Source organism: Mycolicibacter engbaekii (assembly GCF_002101585.1).
Classification (GTDB): Bacteria; Actinomycetota; Actinomycetes; order Mycobacteriales; family Mycobacteriaceae; genus Mycobacterium; species Mycobacterium engbaekii.
In genome coordinates this window covers 188,649-207,182 of sequence record NZ_LQOT01000060.1, presented here as the reverse complement: position 1 = coordinate 207,182, position 18,534 = coordinate 188,649, and the positions used below count along the sequence as shown (strand labels likewise).

Below are 18,534 nucleotides of genomic sequence, written 5' to 3'. Positions count from 1 at the left end.
AACCGCAGAGGTGGGGGCGGGTGGAGTCCGACCTCGTTTGGCGGCTCCTCGTCCGGTGGCGGCTTCTTCGGCGGCGGCGGCCGGTTCTAGCCCACCGGAACGATGTCGGTGCTCATCGATGTCGCCCTGGTGGGGGTGCTGGCGGCGTGCGGGTGGGCGCTGTGGGCCCGCCGGCACACCTGGGGTTCGCGCTGGGACACCAACCCCTCCCGCGTCCTGGTCCTGATGTGCTGCGCGGGCCTGCTGCTGTCTCCGGTGGGGTCACTGCGCCTCGACCCGCTCGTGCACCGCGTGTTCGGGTTGTTCAACGTCGCCGGGCTGTTGGCGGTGCTGTGCATGTTCGGTGCGGTAGCGCTGATGTTCGAGCACCTGGTGACGCGGTTGGACGACGAAGACCACGCCCGGCGCCTGCAACGCCGGCAGATCATGGCGCCGCTGAAGCTGGGCCTGCCACTGGTGGTGATCGTGTTCTGCATCGCCGATCGCGGACAGCCGCAGTATCTGGATGCTTTCGCGCCCCGCGGGCCGTGGTTCGCGGTGTACTGGGCGCTGGTCGGCGTCTTGGCGCTGCCGCTGTTCGGGTTCACCGGCCGGGTGCTGCTGGCCCTGCGCAGCGATCCGCGCTCGAAGACGACGGTGCGGTTCTACCTGGTCTGGGTCGCCTTCAAACTCGCGGCGATCGTCACACAGCTGGCCAGTGTGCTGCTCGGCAGCGCGGTCACCCTGCCCACCTGGATCTGCGCAGGCATCAGCAGCTCCGCCTTCGCCTATGCTGCCGCGCTGTCCTGGCGCAGCCGCACCGACTGGTTCAAGCCCGTCACGCCGAAAACCCCGGAAGTCGCCGAAGACTGACCTCGATCAGCAGCCCTTGAGGCGCACGGCCAGGTAGTCGGAGACCGCGTCGATGGCCACCCGTTCCTGAGCCATCGTGTCGCGCTCGCGGACGGTGACGGCGTGGTCTTCCAGCGAGTCGAAGTCGACCGTGATGCAGTACGGGGTGCCGATCTCGTCCTGGCGGCGGTACCGCCGGCCGACCGCCCCGGCGTCGTCGAATTCCACGTTCCAGGACTGACGCAGCTCGGCCGCCAAGTCCCGGGCCTTGGGCGACAGGTCGGCGTTGCGCGACAGCGGCAGCACCGCCGCCTTGACCGGCGCCAGTCGCGGGTCCAGCCGCAGCACGGTGCGCTTGTCCACGCCGCCCTTGGCGTTGGGCGCCTCGTCCTCGTGGTAGGCGTCGACCAGGAAGGCCATCAGGGAGCGGGTCAGGCCGGCTGCCGGTTCGATCACGTAGGGCACGTAGCGGGTGTCGGATGCCTGGTCGTAGAACGACAGGTCCACCCCGGAATGCTCGGAGTGCGTAGTCAGGTCGAAGTTGGTGCGGTTGGCGATGCCCTCCAGCTCCCCCCACGGGTTGCCGGCGAAACCGAACTTGTACTCGATGTCGGTGGTGCCGGCGGAGTAGTGCGACAGCTTCTCGAGCGGGTGTTCGTAGAGGCGCAGGTTCTCACGGTTGATGCCCAGGTCGACGTACCACTGCAGGCGCGCGTCGATCCAGTACTGGTGCCACTCCTTGGCCGTGGACGGCTCGACGAAGAACTCCATCTCCATCTGCTCGAACTCGCGGGTCCGGAAGATGAAGTTGCCGGGGGTGATCTCGTTGCGGAAGCTCTTGCCGATCTGGCCGATTCCGAACGGCGGCTTGCGGCGTGCCGTGGTCACCACGTTGGCGAAGTTGACGAAGATGCCCTGCGCGGTCTCGGGCCGCAGATAGTGCAGCCCCTCTTCGGACTCGATGGGACCCAGGTAGGTCTTGAGCATCATGTTGAAGTCCCGGGGCTCGGTCCACTGCCCCTTGGTGCCGCAGTCCGGGCACGCGATCTCGCTCATCGGCACGTCATCGGGGTTGCCGCCCTTTTTCAGTGCCACCGCTTCCTGCATGTGGTCCTGCCGGTGCCGCTTGTGGCAGCTCAGGCACTCCACCAGCGGGTCGTTGAACACCGCGACGTGTCCGGAGGCCACCCACACCTGACGGGGCAGGATGATCGCGCTGTCCAGGCCGACGACGTCGTCCCGGGAGGTCACGACCGAGCGCCACCACTGCCGCTTGATGTTCTCCTTGAGCTCCACTCCGAGTGGCCCGTAGTCCCACGCCGACTTTGTGCCGCCGTAGATTTCGCCCGACTGGAAGACCAGGCCACGTCGCTTGGCCAGGTTGGCAACGGTGTCGATGATGGACGCCACGAGGGGGTGCACTCCTGTCTTGACGGAACCGCGCCGGCAACGCCGACGCGCAAAACATCAGTCATCGTATCGATACCGTCCGCGTTCTTTGACATGCGTCATCACGCATGGAACAGTGGATGCCAGCTGAAAATGATTTCCAACGTGTCCGGAGGTGGTGTCATGGCCTCCTCAGCATCGGGCCTGGTGGGCCACCGACACGCCGGCCCAGCCTTTCCCGCGACACCGCCGCGGGAGATCCTCGACGCGGCCGGAGAGCTGCTGCGCGCGCTGGCCGCCCCGGTTCGCATCGCGATCGTGCTGCAGCTGCAGGAGTCACAGCGCTGCGTGCACGAGCTCGTCGACGCGCTCGGCGTGCCGCAGCCGCTGGTCAGCCAGCACCTGAAGATCCTCAAGTCCGCCGGAGTCGTCGCCGGGGAAAGGTCTGGTCGCGAAGTGCTCTACCGACTGGCCGACCATCACCTGGCGCACATCGCCATTGACGCGGTGGCGCATGCCGGTGAGGACCGTTGAGCGCCCCCGGGGTGCGCTCCACCCGGCAGCGGGCGGCGATCGCGGCGCTGCTGGAGACCGTCGAGGATTTCCGGTCGGCCCAGGAACTGCACGACGCGCTGCGTGAGCGCGGCGAGAACATCGGGCTGACCACCGTCTACCGCACATTGCAGGCGATGGCCACGGCCGGACAGGTCGACACGCTGCGTTCGGACACCGGCGAATCGGTGTACCGGCGATGCTCGGATCACCACCACCACCATCTGGTGTGCCGGGGCTGCGGGGCCACCGTCGAGGTGGGCGACCGCGAAGTCGAAGAGTGGGCGGCGCGCATCGCCGCCGAGCACGACTACTCCGACGTCGGCCACACCATCGAGATCTTCGGCACCTGCCCCGCCTGCCGGAACTGAGCCCCGCCCGCCATCAGGCGGTCAGTGCGTCCCGGATGTCGACGCCCTTGGCCAGCACCATCAGGACCAGGGTGCGCAGTGCGCCATCGCTCAGCCCCGATCCGGGAAAGTTGTACCGCAGGATCACGTCCGCGGACGCGTCCTTACCGACGAGGGACACGGTGCCCAGCTGACTGAGGTCGGCCTGTTCGGCGGCACGGATGCGCAGCTGCTCGGTCAACGGCAGATCCCACGCCAGGATCGCGGTGAGCGACACCAGCTCCAGGTCCTCGGCGATCGGCACCACCCGCAACGACGCCAGCATTCCGTCGTGCCGGACGGTCAGCGCACCGTCGGGTTCGGTGTCGACCGCCAGCACCTCGGCGAGCGCCGCGGCGAGCCGGTCGGCCAGCGTGGACATCAGGCCGTTCCGAACCGGCGCTGCCGCGAGGCGTACTGCTCGCAGGCCTCCCACAGATCGCGGCGGTCGTAGTCCGGCCACAGCTTCTCTTGGAAGATGTACTCGGCGTAGGCCGCCTGCCACAGCATGAAGTTGGACGACCGCTGCTCGCCGGAGGTGCGGATCAGCAGGTCGACGTCGGGCATGTCCGGCCGGTGCAGGTGCCGCGCGATGGTGGCCTCGTTGATCCGGCTCGGGTTCAGCTTGCCCGCCACGGCCTCCTCGGCGATGGCCTTGGCGGCTTCGGCGATCTCGGTGCGCCCGCCGTAGTTGACGCAGTAATTGATCGTGATGACGTCGTTGTCCACGGTCATGGCCTCGGCGATCTCGAATTCCTTGATCACACTGCGCCACATCTTCGGACGTGAGCCCACCCAGCGCATCCGCACGCCCATCGCGTTGAGGTTCTCGCGCCGCCGGCGCACCACCTCGCGGTTGAACCCCATCAGGAAGCGCACCTCCTCAGGGGAGCGCTTCCAGTTCTCGGTGGAGAACGCATACACCGTCAGCCACTTGATGCCCAGTTCGATGGCACCGCAGGTGATGTCGATGAGCACCGCCTCGCCCATCTTGTGCCCCTCGGTGCGGCCCAGCCCGCGCTGGGTCGCCCAGCGGCCGTTGCCGTCCATCACGACCGCGACGTGGTTCGGCAGCGCCTCGGCGGGGATCTGCGGCGCCACGGCCTTGGACGGGTGCTGCGGGGGGCGGCACGGCCCCCCGCCTGGCGGCGACGGCAACTGCGGGAAGACCACCGGCCAGGTGGATTTGTCCGGGAATACCGGATAATCCGCAGGCGCCGCGGGCAGCTGCGGGAAGCCCGCCTTCCGATTTGCCCGGTTCAACACCATGCGCCTTATCCTGCCCGACCGTGCCGGCGCCGCCCGCGGCGACCATACGGCCGCCGCGACGGCTTACCGACCATGCCGACGATCAGGAACGGGCACTCAGATCGACCGCGACGAAGTCCAGCCGCCACAGCGACTGGAACAGCTTCCGCCCGAACTTCTCCAGGTCCGCGAGGCTGCCGCGCGAGGGGCCGCTGGCCTGCGCCAGGTCCGCGGCGATCTGACGAATGCTACGCCGACCGTCGATGCTCTGAACGAACGGCAGCTGCGCCGGGTTCAACGGCATACGCCAGCCCGAACGGTAGATCTCGTCGTTGTTCAAGCCACACTTCCAGCGGAACAGCGGTACGTAGTCGAGGCTCTCCGGCGTGGAGAAGTCGATCTTGTAGCTGCTCTTGGGCCGATCGGACCGAGTGGCGATGAAGAAGTGCCGCGCGTTGAGGGTGTGGATGCGCTCCATCACCGACCAGATCTTCTCCTCCGGCAGGGCGTTGATCCTGTCGTAGAAGCCGGCCGATGGCACCACCACATCGTGCGCGTAGTACGGCGCCTTGAGCAGCCAGTCCTGGAACTCCAGGCCGGCCGACTTGGCCAGCTCGATGCAACCGTCGACGTCGTAGCTCTTCGCCCGACCGTGCAAGAACGTGTCCACCAGGCCCGAATCCGAGTGCAGGTCGCCGGCGATCTTGATGTACGGCTGCACCGGGTGCTCCGGCGACAGCACGCGGACGGCCTGGCGGACGGTCTGAATCGACTCGTCGTTCTGCTCCAACCCGAGGTCCCGGAAGACCGACTCCAGGATTTCGATACCGATGCGGCCGTAGCGCGCGTAGAGCATGATGCCGGCCACGCCGTCGGGCCGCAGCCGCTCGGCGATCGCCTTCATGCCCGTCTCCGGGTCGGCCATGTGGTGCAGCACGCCCGTCGAGATCGCCAGGTCGAATTCCCGGTCGAGCGTGGAAAGCTCCTCAATGGGCAGCTGGTGCAGCTCCAGGTTCCACAGACCGTGCTTGTCCTTGAGGTACTGCTGGTGCCCCAACGACGATGCGCTGATGTCGACGGCCACAACCTTGGCCTGCGGGTTGTTGTAGGCGAATACCGCCGCCTGGTTGGTACCACAGCCCGCGATCAGGATGTCGAGGTCGGGACGGTATTCACGATCCGGCCACAGCACCCGGTGCGCGTGGCTCGGGTCGAACCACTCCCAGTTTGTGGTCGTCCAGGCCTGCAGGTCATGGATGGGCGGCGGGTACGTCCACCGCTCGTACTGCCGGGAGACGACGTCTGCACGTGGATTCTCGGTCACTTTTGTTGTGGCTCCTTGTCGAATTAACCCCCCGCCGGATCGGATCAGACTTTAGCGGGGGCTTGTTGGGTCGGCGCGCCCGGAGGCGACTGCAAACGCAGTGTCCGACGCGCCGGAACGAGTCAGTGGGGCAGGGTCAGCCGGCCCGACCGGGCTCACCGGGCTGACCGGGCTGGCCTGGGGTTCCACCCGGTCCGGGCGCACCGCCCAGACCACCGGCACCGCCCTCACCGGGCTGACCGCCGGGTCCCGAAGCGCCACCGGCGCCACCGGCCCCGCCGGCCCCACCGTTACCGCCGTCGCCGCCGCGGCCACCCTGGCCGCCCTTACCGCCCTGGCCGCCCTGGCCGCCGGCACCGCCCTTACCGCCCTGGCCGCCCTTGCCGCCTTGGCCGCCCTTGCCGCCCTGGCCGCCCAGGCCACCGGCGCCGGGGGCCCCGTCGGCTCCGGGAGCGCCGTCCGCCCCGGGAGCGCCGTCGGCGCCGTCCGCCCCGTCAGCGCCGGGGCCGTTCACCGGCAGCGGTGCCGTGATCCCGGCCGCCGGGCCGGGCTCGGCGGCCCGCGCGCAGGAAGCCACGGCCGGCATCATTCCCACGACGAGTAGCGCTCCGGCCGCCACACCGAAACCGGCTCCGTATCCCGGCATCGTTCTGTGCGCCCAGCGCCCCCACCCGGTGTCGTGAAACATTCGGCCTGCCTTCCTGGTTGAACATGCGGATCGTGAAGTCGCATCAGCCTACCGCCGAGCACCGGACAGTCCACCGAAACGGACAGATTTCGGGTTCGGGGACCCCGATGTGTCAGCTGCCGGTGGCGCGGGACTGCGCATCCGCGTCGTCGGCGCCGCGCTGCGCCGGCTGCTGGGAGACCCGCTCCACCAAGGGCAAGGTCCGCAGGCGCCGCTCCAGGTGCCACTGCAGGTGCGCGGCCACCAATCCGCTGGCGTGGCTGCGATGCGCCGTCGTGGACAGCTCAGCGGCTTCCCAGTCACCGTCGTGCAACGCCGACATCAGATCCAGCACCCCCATCGGCGGGGTGGTCGCCCCCGCCGGGCGGCAGTGCGCGCAGACGCTGCCACCGGCCGCGACGTGGAATGCCCGATGCGGGCCCGGGGTGGCACACCGGGCGCACTCGGTCAGCGCCGGTGCCCACCCCGCCACCGACATGGCCCGCAGCAGGTAGGCGTCCAGCACCAGCTCGCGGGGGCGGCGGCCGTCGGCCACCGCGCGCAGCGCACCGACGGTGAGCCGGTGCAGTGCCGTCGCCGGGGCCCGCTCGGCACCGGCCAGGCGTTCCGCGGTCTCCAAGATCACGCAGGCGCAGGTGTAGCGGCCGTAGTCGCTGACGATGTCGGTGGCGAACGCGTCGACCGACACCACCTGGGTGACGATGTCGAGGTTGCGGCCGGGATGCAGCTGCACATCGATGTGGGCGAACGGCTCCAGCCGGGCCCCGAACTTGCTGCGGGTACGACGCACTCCTTTGGCCACCGCGCGGACCAGCCCGTGGTCGCGGGTGAGCAAAGTGACGATCCGGTCGGCCTCGCCGAGCTTGTGCTGGCGCAGCACCACCGCCCGGTCCCGGTACAGCCGCATCGGACCAGTTTCGCATCGGATGCGGGCGTTTCGAGGACCCCCACCGGCGTGGCACGCCGATACTCTCGTCACCGATGAGCCACCCGTCCGCGACGTCTGCAACCCGCTTCCCCACCCTCACCGAGCAGCTCTACCAGCTGGCCAGCGGTGAGGCCACCTCGGTGGACCTGGTGCGCCGGTCGCTGCACGCCATCGACGCCAGTCAGTCCACCCTGAACGCCTTCCGGGTGGTCTTCACCGAGTCGGCACTGGTCAGCGCCTCAGAAGCCGACCGGCTCCGGGCGGCCGGGCACCGCGCCCCGCTGCTGGGCATCCCGATCGCGGTCAAAGACGACACCGACATCGCGGGGGTGGCGACCTCGTTCGGCGCCTCCGGATACGTCGAACCGGCCGGCCACGACTCCGAGGTGGTACGCCGGCTGCGGGCCGCCGGCGCGGTGATCGTCGGCAAGACCAATACCTGCGAATTGGGCCAGTGGCCGTTCACCAGCGGTCCCGGTTTCGGCCACACTCGCAACCCCTGGTCGCGCCGGCACACCCCCGGCGGATCCTCGGGCGGCAGTGCCGCCGCGGTGGCCGCCGGCCTGGTGACCGCGGCCATCGGATCCGACGGCGCCGGCAGTGTGCGTATTCCCGCGGCCTGGACGCATCTGGTCGGCATCAAGCCGCAGCGCGGCCGCATCTCGACATGGCCGCTGCCGGAGGCCTTCAACGGGCTCACCGTCAACGGGGTGCTGGCCCGCACCGTCGAAGACGCCGCGCTGGTGCTCGACGCGGTCTCCGGCAACGCCGACGGCGACCTGCACAAACCGCCGCCGATGACGGTCTCGGACTACGTGCGGACCGCACCGGGGCAGCTGCGTATCGCGCTGTCGACCCGCTTCCCCTACACGGGGTTCGCGGCCCGGTTGCACCCGGAGATCCGGGCCGCCCTGGAGCGCACGGCCGAACAGCTGCGCCTGCTCGGGCACACCGTGGTCCCGGGCAACCCCGATTACGGGCTGCGACTGTCGTGGAACTTCCTGTCCCGGTCCACCGCCGGGATCCTGACCGCGGCAAACGCGCTGGGCAACGGGGTCAACCTCGACCCGCGGACGCATGCCAACATGCGCACCGGACGGCTGCTGTCGCAGGCCGTGCTGCGCAAGGCCCGCGCCCACGAGGCCAAGGACCACCGCCGGGTGGGCTCGATCTTCCGCATCGTCGACGTGGTGCTGGCGCCCACCACCGCTCAGCCACCGCCGCTGGTCAACACCTTCGACGACCTGAACAGCTGGGAGACCGACCGCGCGATGATCGCGGCCTGCCCGGTGACCTGGCCGTGGAACCTCTTGGGCTGGCCGTCGATCAATGTCCCCGCCGGGTTCACCTCCGACGGACTCCCGATCGGGGTGCAGCTGATGGGGCCGGCCAACAGCGACGGCCTGTTGGTGTCGCTGGCCGCCGAACTGGAGGGCGTCAGCGGGTGGGCGGCGCGCCAGCCCACGCCGTGGTGGCGCACCGAGCCCGGTCACAGCTCCTGATCCGCGCCAACCGGCCCCAGCTGCGACTTCAGCGCGCCGCGCGCAGTTCGGTTAAGCTTGGCCAGTCTTTGAGTTAGGTCTTCAAATCCCCGTAAAAGATGCACTGGTGAAAGGCGTCCGCAAAATGGCCTCTCTGTCGTTGACCAGGATCACTGTCGCAGCCGGCAGTCTGGCTTTGGCGTTCTGCGCCGGATCCGGGATCGCGTCCGCCAGCCCCGACCTCGGCCCGATAATCAACACCACCTGCACCTACTCGCAGGTGCACGCGGCGCTGGCCGCGGAGAACCCGGCCGCGGCAGCGGAGTTCGACGCCAGCCCGAATGGCCAGGGCATGCTGCAGATGTTCCTGAACGCTCCGCCCGCCAAGCGCCAGCAGCTGGCCAACATGGTGCAGGGCATGCCCGAGGCGCAGCAGTACGTGGGGACGATCGTCCAGGTCGCCAACAGCTGCAACAACTACTGAGCTGGTCCGTGCGGTGGATCCGCGCAGCAAGATCTTTATCACCGCCGCGGAGTTCGCTGAGCTGCTGCGTGCCGGCAAACCGGTAACCGTCCTCGACGTCCGCTGGAGCCTGGAGGCACCCGACGGGCGTCCGGCGTACCTGGGCGGCCATCTACCGGGCGCGGTCTACGTCTCGCTCGAGGACGAGCTGTCCGACCACACCGTGCCCGACCGGGGCCGGCACCCGTTGCCCACCGGCCGCGATCTGGAAGCCGCTGCCCGCCGGTGGGGGGTGCGGCGCAACGTGCCGGTGGTGGTCTACGACGACTGGCACCGGGCCGGTTCGGGGCGGTTGTGGTGGCTGCTGACCACCTCGGGGGTCGCCGACGTGCGCATCCTCGACGGCGGCCTGGCGGCCTGGACGCAGGCCGGCGGCGAATTGCACACCGGCGAGGTCTGCCCCGAGCCGGGCAACGTCACCCTGCTGCCGGAGGACCTGTATGAGGGCCTTCGGCCCACGCTGACCGCCGACGAGGCCGGCGAAGGGGCCCGGACCGGTTCGATCGCGTTGCTCGACGCCCGCGCCCCCGAACGGTTCCGCGCCGAGGTGGAGCCGGTCGACGCCGCCGCCGGTCACATCCCCGGCGCGAAGAACCTGCCGTTCACCGCACTGCTGGGCGCCGACGGAACGCTGCTGTCCGACGAGCAGATCATCGGGCTGCTGGCCGAGCGCGGCATCGGAGACGACGCCACGGTGGGGACCTACTGCGGTTCGGGGATCAGTGCCACGGTGATCGTCGCGGCCTTGGCCGCCGTCGGCCGCTCGGCGGCGATGTTCCCGGGATCGTGGTCGCAGTGGAGCTCGGATGCGTCCCGGCCGGTGGCCCGCGGCGCGCACTGAGCCGCCTCAGCCGAGGTGGAAATCCGCCGGATCGGGGCTGGCGAGCATCTTCTTCAGCGTCGCGCGGTCGAACGGCCACAGATCGATCGCGCCGCTGCCGGTCAGGTACCAGGAGTTGCACCCGGTGTTCCACACCGTCGGGACCATCGCGGCGGCGACGTCGTCGTTGAATCGGGTGGTGGCCTGCTCGGTGACCTCCACCGTGGTCAGCTCGCCGTTCCGGAACTTGGCCAACCACTGCGCGATGTAGCCGGCGGTGAGCTCCGAGGTGTACTGCAGTGAGATGGACCCGGTGGGCGAATTGGGCCCCAACACCGTGAACAGGTTGGGGAAACCGGGGATGGCGGTCATCCGGTAGGCGCGCGGGCCCTTGGCCCAGGCATCGTCGATGCTGATCCGGTCGCGGCCGCACAGGCGCATCGGCCGCATGTAGTTGTGGGCGTGAAAGCCGGTCGCCAGCACGATGACGTCGGTGTCGCGGTGGGTACCGTCGGCGGTGCGGACGCCGGTCGGGGTGATCTCGGTGATGTCCTGGGTGACCACGTCGACGTTGCCGGCCCGGACGGACCGGTAGTAGCTTCCCGACACCACCTGGCGTTTGCACAGCGGCTCGTAGTCCGGACGAAGTCTGGCCCGCAACGCTTTGTCGCGCACCTGAATCCGCAGGCACGCCCGGGCGTAGGCCTGCACGGCCCGGCGACGCCACGTCGGACGGGTGGTGACATCGGTCAGCAGGCGCGAGCCGCCGAACGTCAGCAGCCGGTGCAGCGCTCGGTGCAACGCCGGGAACCGCCGCAGCACCGCGGCGACGCCGGGCAGCTGCCGCAGCGACGTGGGCGCCCACAGAATCCACTGCGCCGACCGCACGTAGTGGTCGATCGACGCGGCCTGCGGCGCCAGCGCGGAGACCACCTGCACCCCGGTGGATCCGGTGCCGATCACCGCGATCCGCTTGCCGCCGGTGTCCAGCTCGTCGTCCCAGCGGGCCGTGTGGACCACCGGTCCGGCGAAATCGGCGAGTCCGGGGATCTCCGGGACGAACGGGTGGTGCAGGACGCCGGTCGCACAGATCAGGAAATCGGCGTCCAGCTCCTCCCCGGCGGCGGTGGTGACGATCCAGTGCCGGTGCTCGTCCCAGCGCGCCTCGCTCACCTCGGTGTTCAGCCGGATCAGCGGGGCCAGCCCCAGCCCGTCGACGACATCGCGGTGGTAGCGCTGGATGGCCGCGCCGGTCGCCCAGGCGTGCTGCCAGTCGGGTTTGGGGGCGAACCCGAACTGGTAGATCTGCGACGGCACGTCGCATCGCAGGCCCGGATAGCGGTTCCAGTACCAGACCCCGCCGACGTCGGAGCCCTTCTCGAGCACGGTGACGTCGGTGAAGCCCTGTTCACGCAGGACGTGCGCGGTGGTGATCCCGGCGATGCCCGCCCCGACGACCAGGACGCGGGGCTCGCGCTCGGTCACGTGGCGGCTTTCCCGGCACTGCTAGTCGCGCAGCGCTGCCACCGCGTCGACCAACAACTGCCGCGCCCGGTCGGCGTCGACCATCGCCGGCGCCTGGCCGCGGACCGCCTGCGGGTTGGCCGTGACCTGCACCAGTGCGGTGCCCAGGTAGGCGGTGAAGGTGTAGGACTCGCGGGACTGCTGCTGGCCGTCCTTGCCGGTGATCTCGATCTCGGAGTGCGATCCCACCGTCTTGGCGTTCTCGATCTCCGGGGCGTCGACCTCGTCGAGGTAGCCGGTGAGCTTGCCGGCGTTGAACGAGACGTGGCTGCACTTCTCGGCGTCGGTGTCGTCGTAGGGCAGGTCCTGATCGGACTGCATGGCGATCGCGACCAGCTGGTTACCCTCGCCGACGATCGACACCATCGACATCTTGCCCTCGATGCCCTTGGGCGGCCGGCCGGTGTTGGCGGCGTAGTCGGCGCAGTCGGCGGGGTCGAACGTCACGCCGGGAGGCATCTTCTGCGGTCCCAGAATCTTGGGGTCGATGTTGTCGGGACCCTTGGTCTGGGTCTTGTAGTCGGAGCCGAACGTCGACTGGACGTTGAACAGCTTGGTGGTATCGATCGGCTTCTGCGCGCCCCCGCAGCCGGCCAGTGCTTGTGCACACACCAGCAGGCCGACCGAGGACACGAGCAACGACTTGCGTACGGACATCCCTGGAATCTACCAATGCCGTTTCGGCGGGCGCGGGCGGTGGCATCCCCGGCCCGTCCGCCTAAAAACCGAGCCGTCCGAGCTGCTTGGGGTCCCGTTGCCAGTTCTTGGCCACCTTCACCCGTAGATCGAGAAATACCTTGGTACCCAACAACTTCTCGATCTGCGTACGCGCGGAGGTGCCCACTTCGCGCAGCCGGGATCCGCCCCGGCCGATCACGATGCCCTTCTGGCTGTCGCGTTCGACGTAGAGAACCGCGTAGACCTCGATCAGATCGTCGCGATCCTCCCGCGAGCGCACTTCCTCGATCACCACCGCCAGCGAATGCGGCAGTTCGTCGCGCACGCCCTCCAGGGCCGCCTCCCGGATGAACTCGGCCATCAGGGTCTCTTCGGGCTCGTCGGTCAGCTCGCCGTCCGGATAGAAGGCCGGACCGACGGGCAGCGCGGCGGCCAGCACGGAAATGAGCACGTCAACCTGCTCGCCGCTGACCGCCGACACCGGGACGATCTCGGCTTCCGGAGCCAGCTCGCCGACCGCGACCAGCTGCGCGGCGACCTTGTCGCGAGTGGTCTTGTCGATCTTGGTGACCACGACCACCAGGGTGGTCTTGGGTGCGACGGCGCGGATCTGCTCGACGATCCAGCGGTCGCCGGGGCCGATCGGTTCGTCGGCCGGGATGCACAGGCAGATCACGTCGACCTGCGAGTAGGTGTCGCGGACCAGGTCGTTGAGCCGTTTGCCCAGCAGGGTCCGCGGCCGGTGCAGGCCGGGTGTGTCGACCAGGATGATCTGGAAGTCGTCGCGGTGCACGATGCCGCGAATGGTGTGCCGGGTGGTCTGCGGGCGGTTCGAGGTGATCGCCACCTTGGCGCCCACCAGGGCGTTGGTGAGCGTCGACTTGCCCGTGTTGGGCCGGCCGACCAGACACACGAAGCCCGAATGGAACCCGGAATCAGACTCGGTCACGAGCCGCCTTTCGCCGAACGTGTTCTCAGCGCGAGAATTCGGGTGCATTGTCGCACTGAGTACACGTTCGGTGCGCACACCGCGGGTCGCTCACCGCTCAACTGCGGCCTCTTCACCGGCGGGCTGGACCTGGCTGACCAGAACCGTGCTGATCCGCACCCGCCCGCGGGAGTCGCGACTGCCCTCGGCCCGCAGGCGCAGGCCGTGCGAGATCACCTCGGCGCCGGGCAGCGGAACCCGGCCCAGCTCTAAGGCGAGCAGCCCGCCGACCGTGTCGACGTCGAGGCCCGGATCGAACTGAACGCCGTAGAGCTCCCCGACGTCTTCGATGGGCAACCGCGCCGAGACCCGGAACCTGTTGTCGCCCAACTCCTCCACCGGGGCGACTTCACCCTGGTCGTACTCGTCGGCGATCTCGCCGACGATCTCCTCCAAGACGTCCTCGATGGTGACCAGTCCGGCGATCGCGCCGTATTCGTCGACCAGCAGCGCCATGTGATACCGGCTGCGCTGCATGTCTTCCAGCAGCGCGTTGAGCGCCTTGGAGTCGGGCATGAAGACCGCCGGGCGCATCACCTGCGCCACCGTGGTGTCGCGCCCCCCGTTGGTGGAGTAATAGGTTTGCTGGACAAGGTCTTTCAGATAGACCACGCCGAGAATGTCGTCGACGTTCTCGCCGATCACCGGAATGCGGGAATGCCCGCTGCGCACCGCCAGCGCGGTGGCCTGGCCGGCGGTTTTGTCGTGCTCGATCCACACCATCTCGGTGCGCGGCACCATCACCTCGCGGGCCGGGGTGTCGGCGAGTTCGAAGACCGACTGGATCATCCGGCGCTCGTCGGCCGCCACCACCCCGCGCTGCTGCGCCATATCGACCACTTCGCGCAGCTCGATCTCGGAGGCGAACGGCCCGTTGCGGAACCCGCGCCCGGGCGTCACCGCGTTGCCGAGCACCACCAGCAGCCGGCTGATGGGGGCGAGCAGCACCGACAGGACCTGCAGCGGAAGCGCGGCGGCCAGCGCGATCGAATACGCGTTCTGGCGGCCCAGGGTCCGCGGCCCCACCCCGATGACCACGAAGCTGACCACCACCATGATCGCCGCGGCGGCGAACAGGCCCCAGTCCAGTCCGAGCACGGCGCTGAGCAGGAACACCAAAAGCGCGGTCGCGGTGACCTCGCAGGTGATGCGCAACAACACCACGAGGTTGATGTAGCGCGGACGCTCGGCCATCAGCTTGACCAGCCAGACGGCGCCGGGCCGCTTCGCGCGCACCAGCTCCTCGACGCGCGCCTGGGACACGGTGCTGACCGCGGCATCGATCGCCGCGAACAGACCACCCAGGCCGATCAGCGCGATCACGCCGAGGAGCAGCGGTGTCTCGGTCACGGTTCGTCGAAGTACCGCGTCTTGTCGAGCAGGCGACGGTCCTTCTCGCTCTGGGTCTCGGCCCGATAGGCCTCCACCTGGTCGGCGACCCACTCTTCGAGCAGGCGGCGCTGCAGCGCGAACATCTCTTTTTCCTCGTCCGGCTCGGCGTGGTCGTAGCCCAGCAGGTGCAGCACGCCGTGCACGGTGAGCAGCGCCAGTTCCTGGCCGAGCGAATGTCCGGCCGCCGCGGCCTGCTCGGCGGCGAACTCCGGGCACAGCGCGATGTCGCCGAGCATCGACGGGCCGGGCTCGGGCGCATCCGGCCGGCCGCCGGGCTCCAGCTCGTCCATCGGGAAGCTCATGACGTCGGTGGGCCCGGGCAGGTCCATCCAGCGCATGTGCAGGTCGGCCATCGCGGCTTTGTCCAGCAGCACCATCGACAGTTCGGCACCGGGATTGACGTCCATCTTGGCCAGCACGAACTTGGCGACGCTGATCAGCTCGACCTCGGAGACGTCCAGGCCCGACTCGTTGGAGACCTCGATGCTCATCGGCGTGACCTGCCCGATGCGCGCCGCGACGCGCGGTTCATGGCCAGTCCCGGCTGGACCTGTTCGGATTCGTGGCGTGCGTAGGCGTCGACGATCTCGGACACCAGCCGGTGCCGGACGACGTCGACGCTGGTGAGCTCGGCGACGTAGATGTCGTCGACGTCGTCGAGGATGTCCACGGCGGCCCGCAGCCCGGACCTCGCCCCGCCGGGCAGGTCGATCTGGGTGACGTCACCGGTGACCACGATCTTGGCCCCGAAGCCCAGCCGGGTGAGGAACATCTTCATCTGTTCGGCCGTGGTGTTCTGCGCCTCGTCGAGAATGATGAACGCGTCATTGAGTGTCCGCCCGCGCATGTAGGCCAATGGCGCCACCTCGATGACACCGGAACTCATCAGCTTGGGAATCAGCTCCGGGTCCATCATGTCGTGCAACGCGTCATAGAGCGGGCGCAGGTACGGGTCGATCTTCTCGCTCAGGGTGCCGGGCAGAAACCCCAGCCGCTCACCGGCTTCCACCGCCGGGCGGGTGAGGATGATGCGGGTCACCTGCTTGGTCTGCAGCGCTTTGACCGCCTTGGCCATCGCCAGATACGTCTTGCCGGTACCGGCCGGGCCGATACCGAACACGATGGTGTGAGCGTCGATGGCGTCGACGTAGCGCTTCTGGTTGAGCGTTTTGGGCCGGATGGTCTTGCCGCGCCGCGACAGGATGTCGAGGCTGAGGATTTCGGCGGGTGACTCGTTGCCGGTGCCCACCAGTATCCCGACGCTGTGCCGCACCGTTTCCGGCGTCAGAGACTGCCCGCCTGCCACGATCGCCACCAGCTCGGAGAGCACCCGCTCAGCAAGCGCGACATCGGCCGGCGCTCCGGAAATGGTGACGGCATTACCGCGTACATGCAGGTCGGCGGTGAGCAGGCGTTCGATGGCGCGCAGGTTCTCATCCGCAGAACCCAGCAGACCCATGACCAGGTCGGGTGGAATATCGACGCTGCTGCGAACCTGCGAGGCCGGCCCTGCAGCGGGGGTATCGCGGGGCGTCACGGGGCTTCCGATGCCTGCTTCCTGGGAGTTTGTGCCGTGGGTACGGCGATGGGTCGGACGCTTGAGTCTACCGCCTGCCGTGACCGATGAGCGGTTCGTTCAAGACGGGAGGGTGGCCCGCGGGTGAAACTGCCGGGTATGAACGAGGAAGCCTTCACCCCGGCCCTGGGCCGCTTTGCCCCGGCCCGGTTCGTCGACGCCCGCCTGTTCGACACCGTGGTGGCGATGACACGCGAGCGGCTGTGGCGAGGCCTGACCGTCATGCACCTGGCGCCGCGCGCCGACGAGCAGATCCTGGACGTGGGCTGCGGCACCGGATCGTTGGCGCTGCTGGCCGCGCGGGTCCAGCCGCAGGCGAAGATCGTCGGCCTGGACCCCGACCCCAAGATCTTGGCGGTGGCGCAGCGCAAGGCCGCGGCGTCCGGTTCGGCCGGCCGCGTCCGTTGGCTGACGGGGATGGGCGACACCCTGGTGGAGTCGGTGGGCGCGGAGTCGATCGACGCGGTGATGTCCAGCCTGGTGTTGCATCAGTGCCCACTGGCGGTCAAACGCGCCATCCTGGCGTCGATGTTCGCGGTGCTGCGACCGGGCGGTCGACTGGTGATCGCCGACTACGGACTGCAGCGGACCGCGCTGATGCGCCTGGCTTTTCGGTTCGTCCAGTTCGCCGACGGCAAGACCGACACCCAGCCCAACGCCGATGGTGTTCTCCCGGAGCTGATTTCGGCGGCTGGCTTCGTCGATGTGCGCGAGGCGGAAGTGATTCCCACCATCACCGGGTCGATGTCGATCTATGTCGGCCGCAAGCGCTGATCGCCCAGCGCGTAGCGCACCACCGACGGCGTCAGGCCCATCATTTCGCGCATCTGCCGGGTGAAGTGGGCCTGGTCGGCGAAACCGGCGGTGATCGCGGCCTGCGTCAGCGGCGTACCCGACTGCAGGGCTTCGACGGCCCTGCGCAACCGTGACCAGACGCGCCAGCGGGCAAGCGGCATCCCCAGCTCCCGGCGCGCCAGCGCGCGCAGGCGCTGCGGCGAGAGGCCGACCTCGGCGGCCAGGCTCGGCATCGTGATGTTGGTGTCGGCCAGCATGGCCAGCGCCGCCACCAGGCGCGGATCCAGCTCTTCGGACTGCCCGCGGCAGGCCGCTGCGACCTGGGGCTCGCACAGGTGCGCCAGCTCGGGGGCGGCGGCGAAGCCTGCGCCATAGCGCTGCCGCAGGTCATCGGCGAACAGGCAGTGCGGCTCGATGAAGTAGGTGACCAGGTCGCGAATGGCCAGGATGCGATGCGGCGCCATCGGTGCCACGACCAGCGCGGTGGCCTGATGGCGGGTGCCGGCGAGGTCCACCATCGCCACTTCGTGGTGCCCGGCGACGACGATCTGGAAGGCGCCGTGGCGGTGAATCGGGCCGCCCCCGCCCACCGGCCCGCGATACACCGCGTAACCGTCGCTGATGCTCAGCGACGGCGCCGAACCCGCCCGGCTATTCACGCTCCCAGCGTGGGGTCAGCACCCCGAGCGCGCCCAGCGCGACGGCCGCCGCGGTCGAGGTGCGCAGCACGGTCGGCCCGAGCCGCGTGGCCACCGCGCCGGCGCCGGTCAACGCCGCCAGCTCAGCCTCGGTGATTCCGCCCTCGGGCCCCACGATCAGGGCCAGGGCCGACGCCGAAGGCCCGACCGCGTCGGCCAACCCAGCTCCCGCTGCGTCGTGCAGGACCAGCACCGTCACCCCGGCGGCCGCCTGTTCGCGGACCCACGAGACCAGCTCAGCGCCGGTGCGCACCCCGGCCACCGGTGGAATGTGGGCCCGGCGCGACTGCCCGGCGGCCGCCCTGGCGACCGCCTGCCAGCGCCGCACGCCCTTGTCTGCGCGCTGGCCTTCCCAGCGGGCCACGCATCGGTCGGCCTGCCAGGGCACGAAGGCGTCGGCGCCGGCCTCGGTGGCCAGCTCGATCGCCAGCTCGGATCGTTCGGATTTGGGCAGCGCCTGCACCACGGTGACCGACGGACTGGGGGGCTCGACTTCAGAGCGCTCCAGCACTCGGGCTCGCAGCCCGCCGCGGTCGGCGTCCTCGACCTGGCATTGCGCGACCACCCCCGCACCGTCACCGAGGGTCAGCCGCTCTCCGGGCCGGATCCGGCGCACCGTCGCGGCATGAAACCCGGCGTCGCCGTCGAGCATCGCCAGCGCTCCCACTTCGGGCAGCGTGTCGACGTAGAACAGCCCTGCCACTGCGGGC

General features: G+C 69.3%; 21 protein-coding genes. 8 read left to right on the top strand and 13 right to left on the bottom strand.

The genetic code is table 11. From position 1 onward, the window contains the following. The first annotated feature begins 102 nt into the window (after positions 1-102). Positions 103-852 (top strand): hypothetical protein, encoded by a 750-nt coding sequence (locus tag AWC02_RS16345; RefSeq protein ID WP_085129748.1) that lies wholly within the window; start codon positions 103-105, stop codon positions 850-852. Between the two features lie 6 nt (positions 853-858). On the opposite strand, the gene AWC02_RS16340 is transcribed toward AWC02_RS16345, so the two are convergent. Next, positions 859-2,241 (bottom strand): glycine--tRNA ligase, encoded by a 1,383-nt coding sequence (locus AWC02_RS16340; protein WP_085129747.1) that lies wholly within the window; start codon positions 2,239-2,241, stop codon positions 859-861. A 162-nt stretch (positions 2,242-2,403) separates the two neighbouring features. Here AWC02_RS16340 and AWC02_RS16335 point away from each other — a divergent pair, with 162 nt between their 5' ends. Both AWC02_RS16335 and AWC02_RS16330 read left to right on the top strand, forming a co-directional pair. Beyond that, positions 2,404-2,754, top strand: a complete 351-nt coding sequence (locus AWC02_RS16335; RefSeq protein WP_085129772.1) for an ArsR/SmtB family transcription factor — start codon at positions 2,404-2,406, stop codon at positions 2,752-2,754. Further along, a complete protein-coding gene (locus AWC02_RS16330; RefSeq protein ID WP_085129746.1) occupies positions 2,751-3,143 on the top strand; it encodes a Fur family transcriptional regulator in 393 nt (130 codons plus the stop codon). Before AWC02_RS16335 ends, AWC02_RS16330 begins: the two co-directional genes overlap by 4 nt. A gap of 13 nt (positions 3,144-3,156) precedes the next feature. Here AWC02_RS16330 and AWC02_RS16325 read toward each other — a convergent pair whose 3' ends face one another. From AWC02_RS16325 to AWC02_RS16315, 3 genes are all read right to left on the bottom strand, one after another. Continuing rightward, positions 3,157-3,543, bottom strand: coding sequence for a hypothetical protein (locus tag AWC02_RS16325; protein WP_085129745.1), 387 nt, complete (start codon positions 3,541-3,543; stop codon positions 3,157-3,159). Further along, positions 3,543-4,430, bottom strand: coding sequence for a decaprenyl diphosphate synthase (locus AWC02_RS16320; RefSeq protein WP_085129744.1), 888 nt, complete (start codon positions 4,428-4,430; stop codon positions 3,543-3,545). Before AWC02_RS16320 ends, AWC02_RS16325 begins: the two co-directional genes overlap by 1 nt. Before the next feature lie 82 nt (positions 4,431-4,512). Beyond that, positions 4,513-5,733: a class I SAM-dependent methyltransferase gene (locus tag AWC02_RS16315; RefSeq protein ID WP_085129743.1), complete on the bottom strand. Its 1,221-nt coding sequence runs from the start codon at positions 5,731-5,733 to the stop codon at positions 4,513-4,515. Positions 5,734-5,833: 100 nt separating this feature from the next. Between AWC02_RS16315 and AWC02_RS22020 the strand changes: the two genes are divergently transcribed. Continuing rightward, positions 5,834-6,337, top strand: a complete 504-nt coding sequence (locus tag AWC02_RS22020; RefSeq protein WP_109561043.1) for a hypothetical protein — start codon at positions 5,834-5,836, stop codon at positions 6,335-6,337. A 196-nt stretch (positions 6,338-6,533) separates the two neighbouring features. Here AWC02_RS22020 and recO read toward each other — a convergent pair whose 3' ends face one another. Then, on the bottom strand, positions 6,534-7,328 hold the full coding sequence (recO, locus tag AWC02_RS16305) for a DNA repair protein RecO (protein WP_085129742.1): 795 nt from the start codon (positions 7,326-7,328) through the stop codon (positions 6,534-6,536). A gap of 74 nt (positions 7,329-7,402) precedes the next feature. Here recO and AWC02_RS16300 point away from each other — a divergent pair, with 74 nt between their 5' ends. The 3 genes from AWC02_RS16300 (at position 7,403) to AWC02_RS16290 (ending at position 10,194) form a co-directional block, all read left to right on the top strand. After that, on the top strand, positions 7,403-8,851 hold the full coding sequence (locus AWC02_RS16300) for an amidase (protein ID WP_085129741.1): 1,449 nt from the start codon (positions 7,403-7,405) through the stop codon (positions 8,849-8,851). Positions 8,852-8,975: 124 nt separating this feature from the next. Next, positions 8,976-9,314, top strand: coding sequence for a hemophore-related protein (locus AWC02_RS16295; protein WP_085129740.1), 339 nt, complete (start codon positions 8,976-8,978; stop codon positions 9,312-9,314). A gap of 13 nt (positions 9,315-9,327) precedes the next feature. After that, positions 9,328-10,194 (top strand): sulfurtransferase, encoded by an 867-nt coding sequence (locus AWC02_RS16290; protein ID WP_085129739.1) that lies wholly within the window; start codon positions 9,328-9,330, stop codon positions 10,192-10,194. A gap of 6 nt (positions 10,195-10,200) precedes the next feature. On the opposite strand, the gene AWC02_RS16285 is transcribed toward AWC02_RS16290, so the two are convergent. The 6 genes from AWC02_RS16285 to AWC02_RS16260 form a co-directional block, all read right to left on the bottom strand. Further along, positions 10,201-11,658: a flavin-containing monooxygenase gene (locus AWC02_RS16285; RefSeq protein ID WP_085129738.1), complete on the bottom strand. Its 1,458-nt coding sequence runs from the start codon at positions 11,656-11,658 to the stop codon at positions 10,201-10,203. 21 nt (positions 11,659-11,679) lie between these two features. Then, a complete protein-coding gene (locus AWC02_RS16280) occupies positions 11,680-12,354 on the bottom strand; it encodes a DUF5642 family protein (protein ID WP_085129737.1) in 675 nt (224 codons plus the stop codon). Positions 12,355-12,415: 61 nt separating this feature from the next. Continuing rightward, positions 12,416-13,324, bottom strand: coding sequence for a GTPase Era (gene era, locus AWC02_RS16275; RefSeq protein ID WP_085129736.1), 909 nt, complete (start codon positions 13,322-13,324; stop codon positions 12,416-12,418). Positions 13,325-13,414: 90 nt separating this feature from the next. After that, positions 13,415-14,713, bottom strand: a complete 1,299-nt coding sequence (locus tag AWC02_RS16270) for a hemolysin family protein (protein WP_085129735.1) — start codon at positions 14,711-14,713, stop codon at positions 13,415-13,417. Further along, a complete protein-coding gene (gene ybeY / locus AWC02_RS16265; RefSeq protein ID WP_046318262.1) occupies positions 14,710-15,246 on the bottom strand; it encodes an rRNA maturation RNase YbeY in 537 nt (178 codons plus the stop codon). The genes AWC02_RS16270 and ybeY overlap by 4 nt, the downstream gene beginning before the upstream one ends. Then, positions 15,243-16,292: a PhoH family protein gene (locus AWC02_RS16260; protein ID WP_085129734.1), complete on the bottom strand. Its 1,050-nt coding sequence runs from the start codon at positions 16,290-16,292 to the stop codon at positions 15,243-15,245. The genes ybeY and AWC02_RS16260 overlap by 4 nt, the downstream gene beginning before the upstream one ends. 138 nt (positions 16,293-16,430) lie before the next feature. Between AWC02_RS16260 and AWC02_RS16255 the strand changes: the two genes are divergently transcribed. Then, on the top strand, positions 16,431-17,105 hold the full coding sequence (locus tag AWC02_RS16255) for a class I SAM-dependent methyltransferase (RefSeq protein WP_064997501.1): 675 nt from the start codon (positions 16,431-16,433) through the stop codon (positions 17,103-17,105). Here the strand turns inward: AWC02_RS16255 and AWC02_RS16250 are convergent. Next, on the bottom strand, positions 17,084-17,785 hold the full coding sequence (locus AWC02_RS16250; RefSeq protein ID WP_064997474.1) for a helix-turn-helix domain-containing protein: 702 nt from the start codon (positions 17,783-17,785) through the stop codon (positions 17,084-17,086). The genes AWC02_RS16255 and AWC02_RS16250 overlap by 22 nt on opposite strands. After that, on the bottom strand, positions 17,778-18,527 hold the full coding sequence (locus tag AWC02_RS16245) for a 16S rRNA (uracil(1498)-N(3))-methyltransferase (RefSeq protein WP_082961044.1): 750 nt from the start codon (positions 18,525-18,527) through the stop codon (positions 17,778-17,780). The genes AWC02_RS16250 and AWC02_RS16245 overlap by 8 nt, the downstream gene beginning before the upstream one ends. Between the last annotated feature and the right edge of the window lie 7 nt (positions 18,528-18,534).

Coding starts and splice junctions, on each gene's coding strand:
- AWC02_RS16345 (WP_085129748.1), top strand. CDS start 103: ATGTCGGTGCTCATCGATGTCGCCCTGGTGGGGGTGCTGGCGGCGTGC.
- AWC02_RS16335 (WP_085129772.1), top strand. CDS start 2,404: ATGGCCTCCTCAGCATCGGGCCTGGTGGGCCACCGACACGCCGGCCCA.
- AWC02_RS16325 (WP_085129745.1), bottom strand. CDS start 3,543: ATGTCCACGCTGGCCGACCGGCTCGCCGCGGCGCTCGCCGAGGTGCTG.
- AWC02_RS16320 (WP_085129744.1), bottom strand. CDS start 4,430: ATGGTGTTGAACCGGGCAAATCGGAAGGCGGGCTTCCCGCAGCTGCCC.
- recO (WP_085129742.1), bottom strand. CDS start 7,328: ATGCGGCTGTACCGGGACCGGGCGGTGGTGCTGCGCCAGCACAAGCTC.
- AWC02_RS16300 (WP_085129741.1), top strand. CDS start 7,403: ATGAGCCACCCGTCCGCGACGTCTGCAACCCGCTTCCCCACCCTCACC.
- AWC02_RS16295 (WP_085129740.1), top strand. CDS start 8,976: ATGGCCTCTCTGTCGTTGACCAGGATCACTGTCGCAGCCGGCAGTCTG.
- AWC02_RS16280 (WP_085129737.1), bottom strand. CDS start 12,354: ATGTCCGTACGCAAGTCGTTGCTCGTGTCCTCGGTCGGCCTGCTGGTG.
- ybeY (WP_046318262.1), bottom strand. CDS start 15,246: ATGAGCATCGAGGTCTCCAACGAGTCGGGCCTGGACGTCTCCGAGGTC.
- AWC02_RS16255 (WP_064997501.1), top strand. CDS start 16,431: ATGAACGAGGAAGCCTTCACCCCGGCCCTGGGCCGCTTTGCCCCGGCC.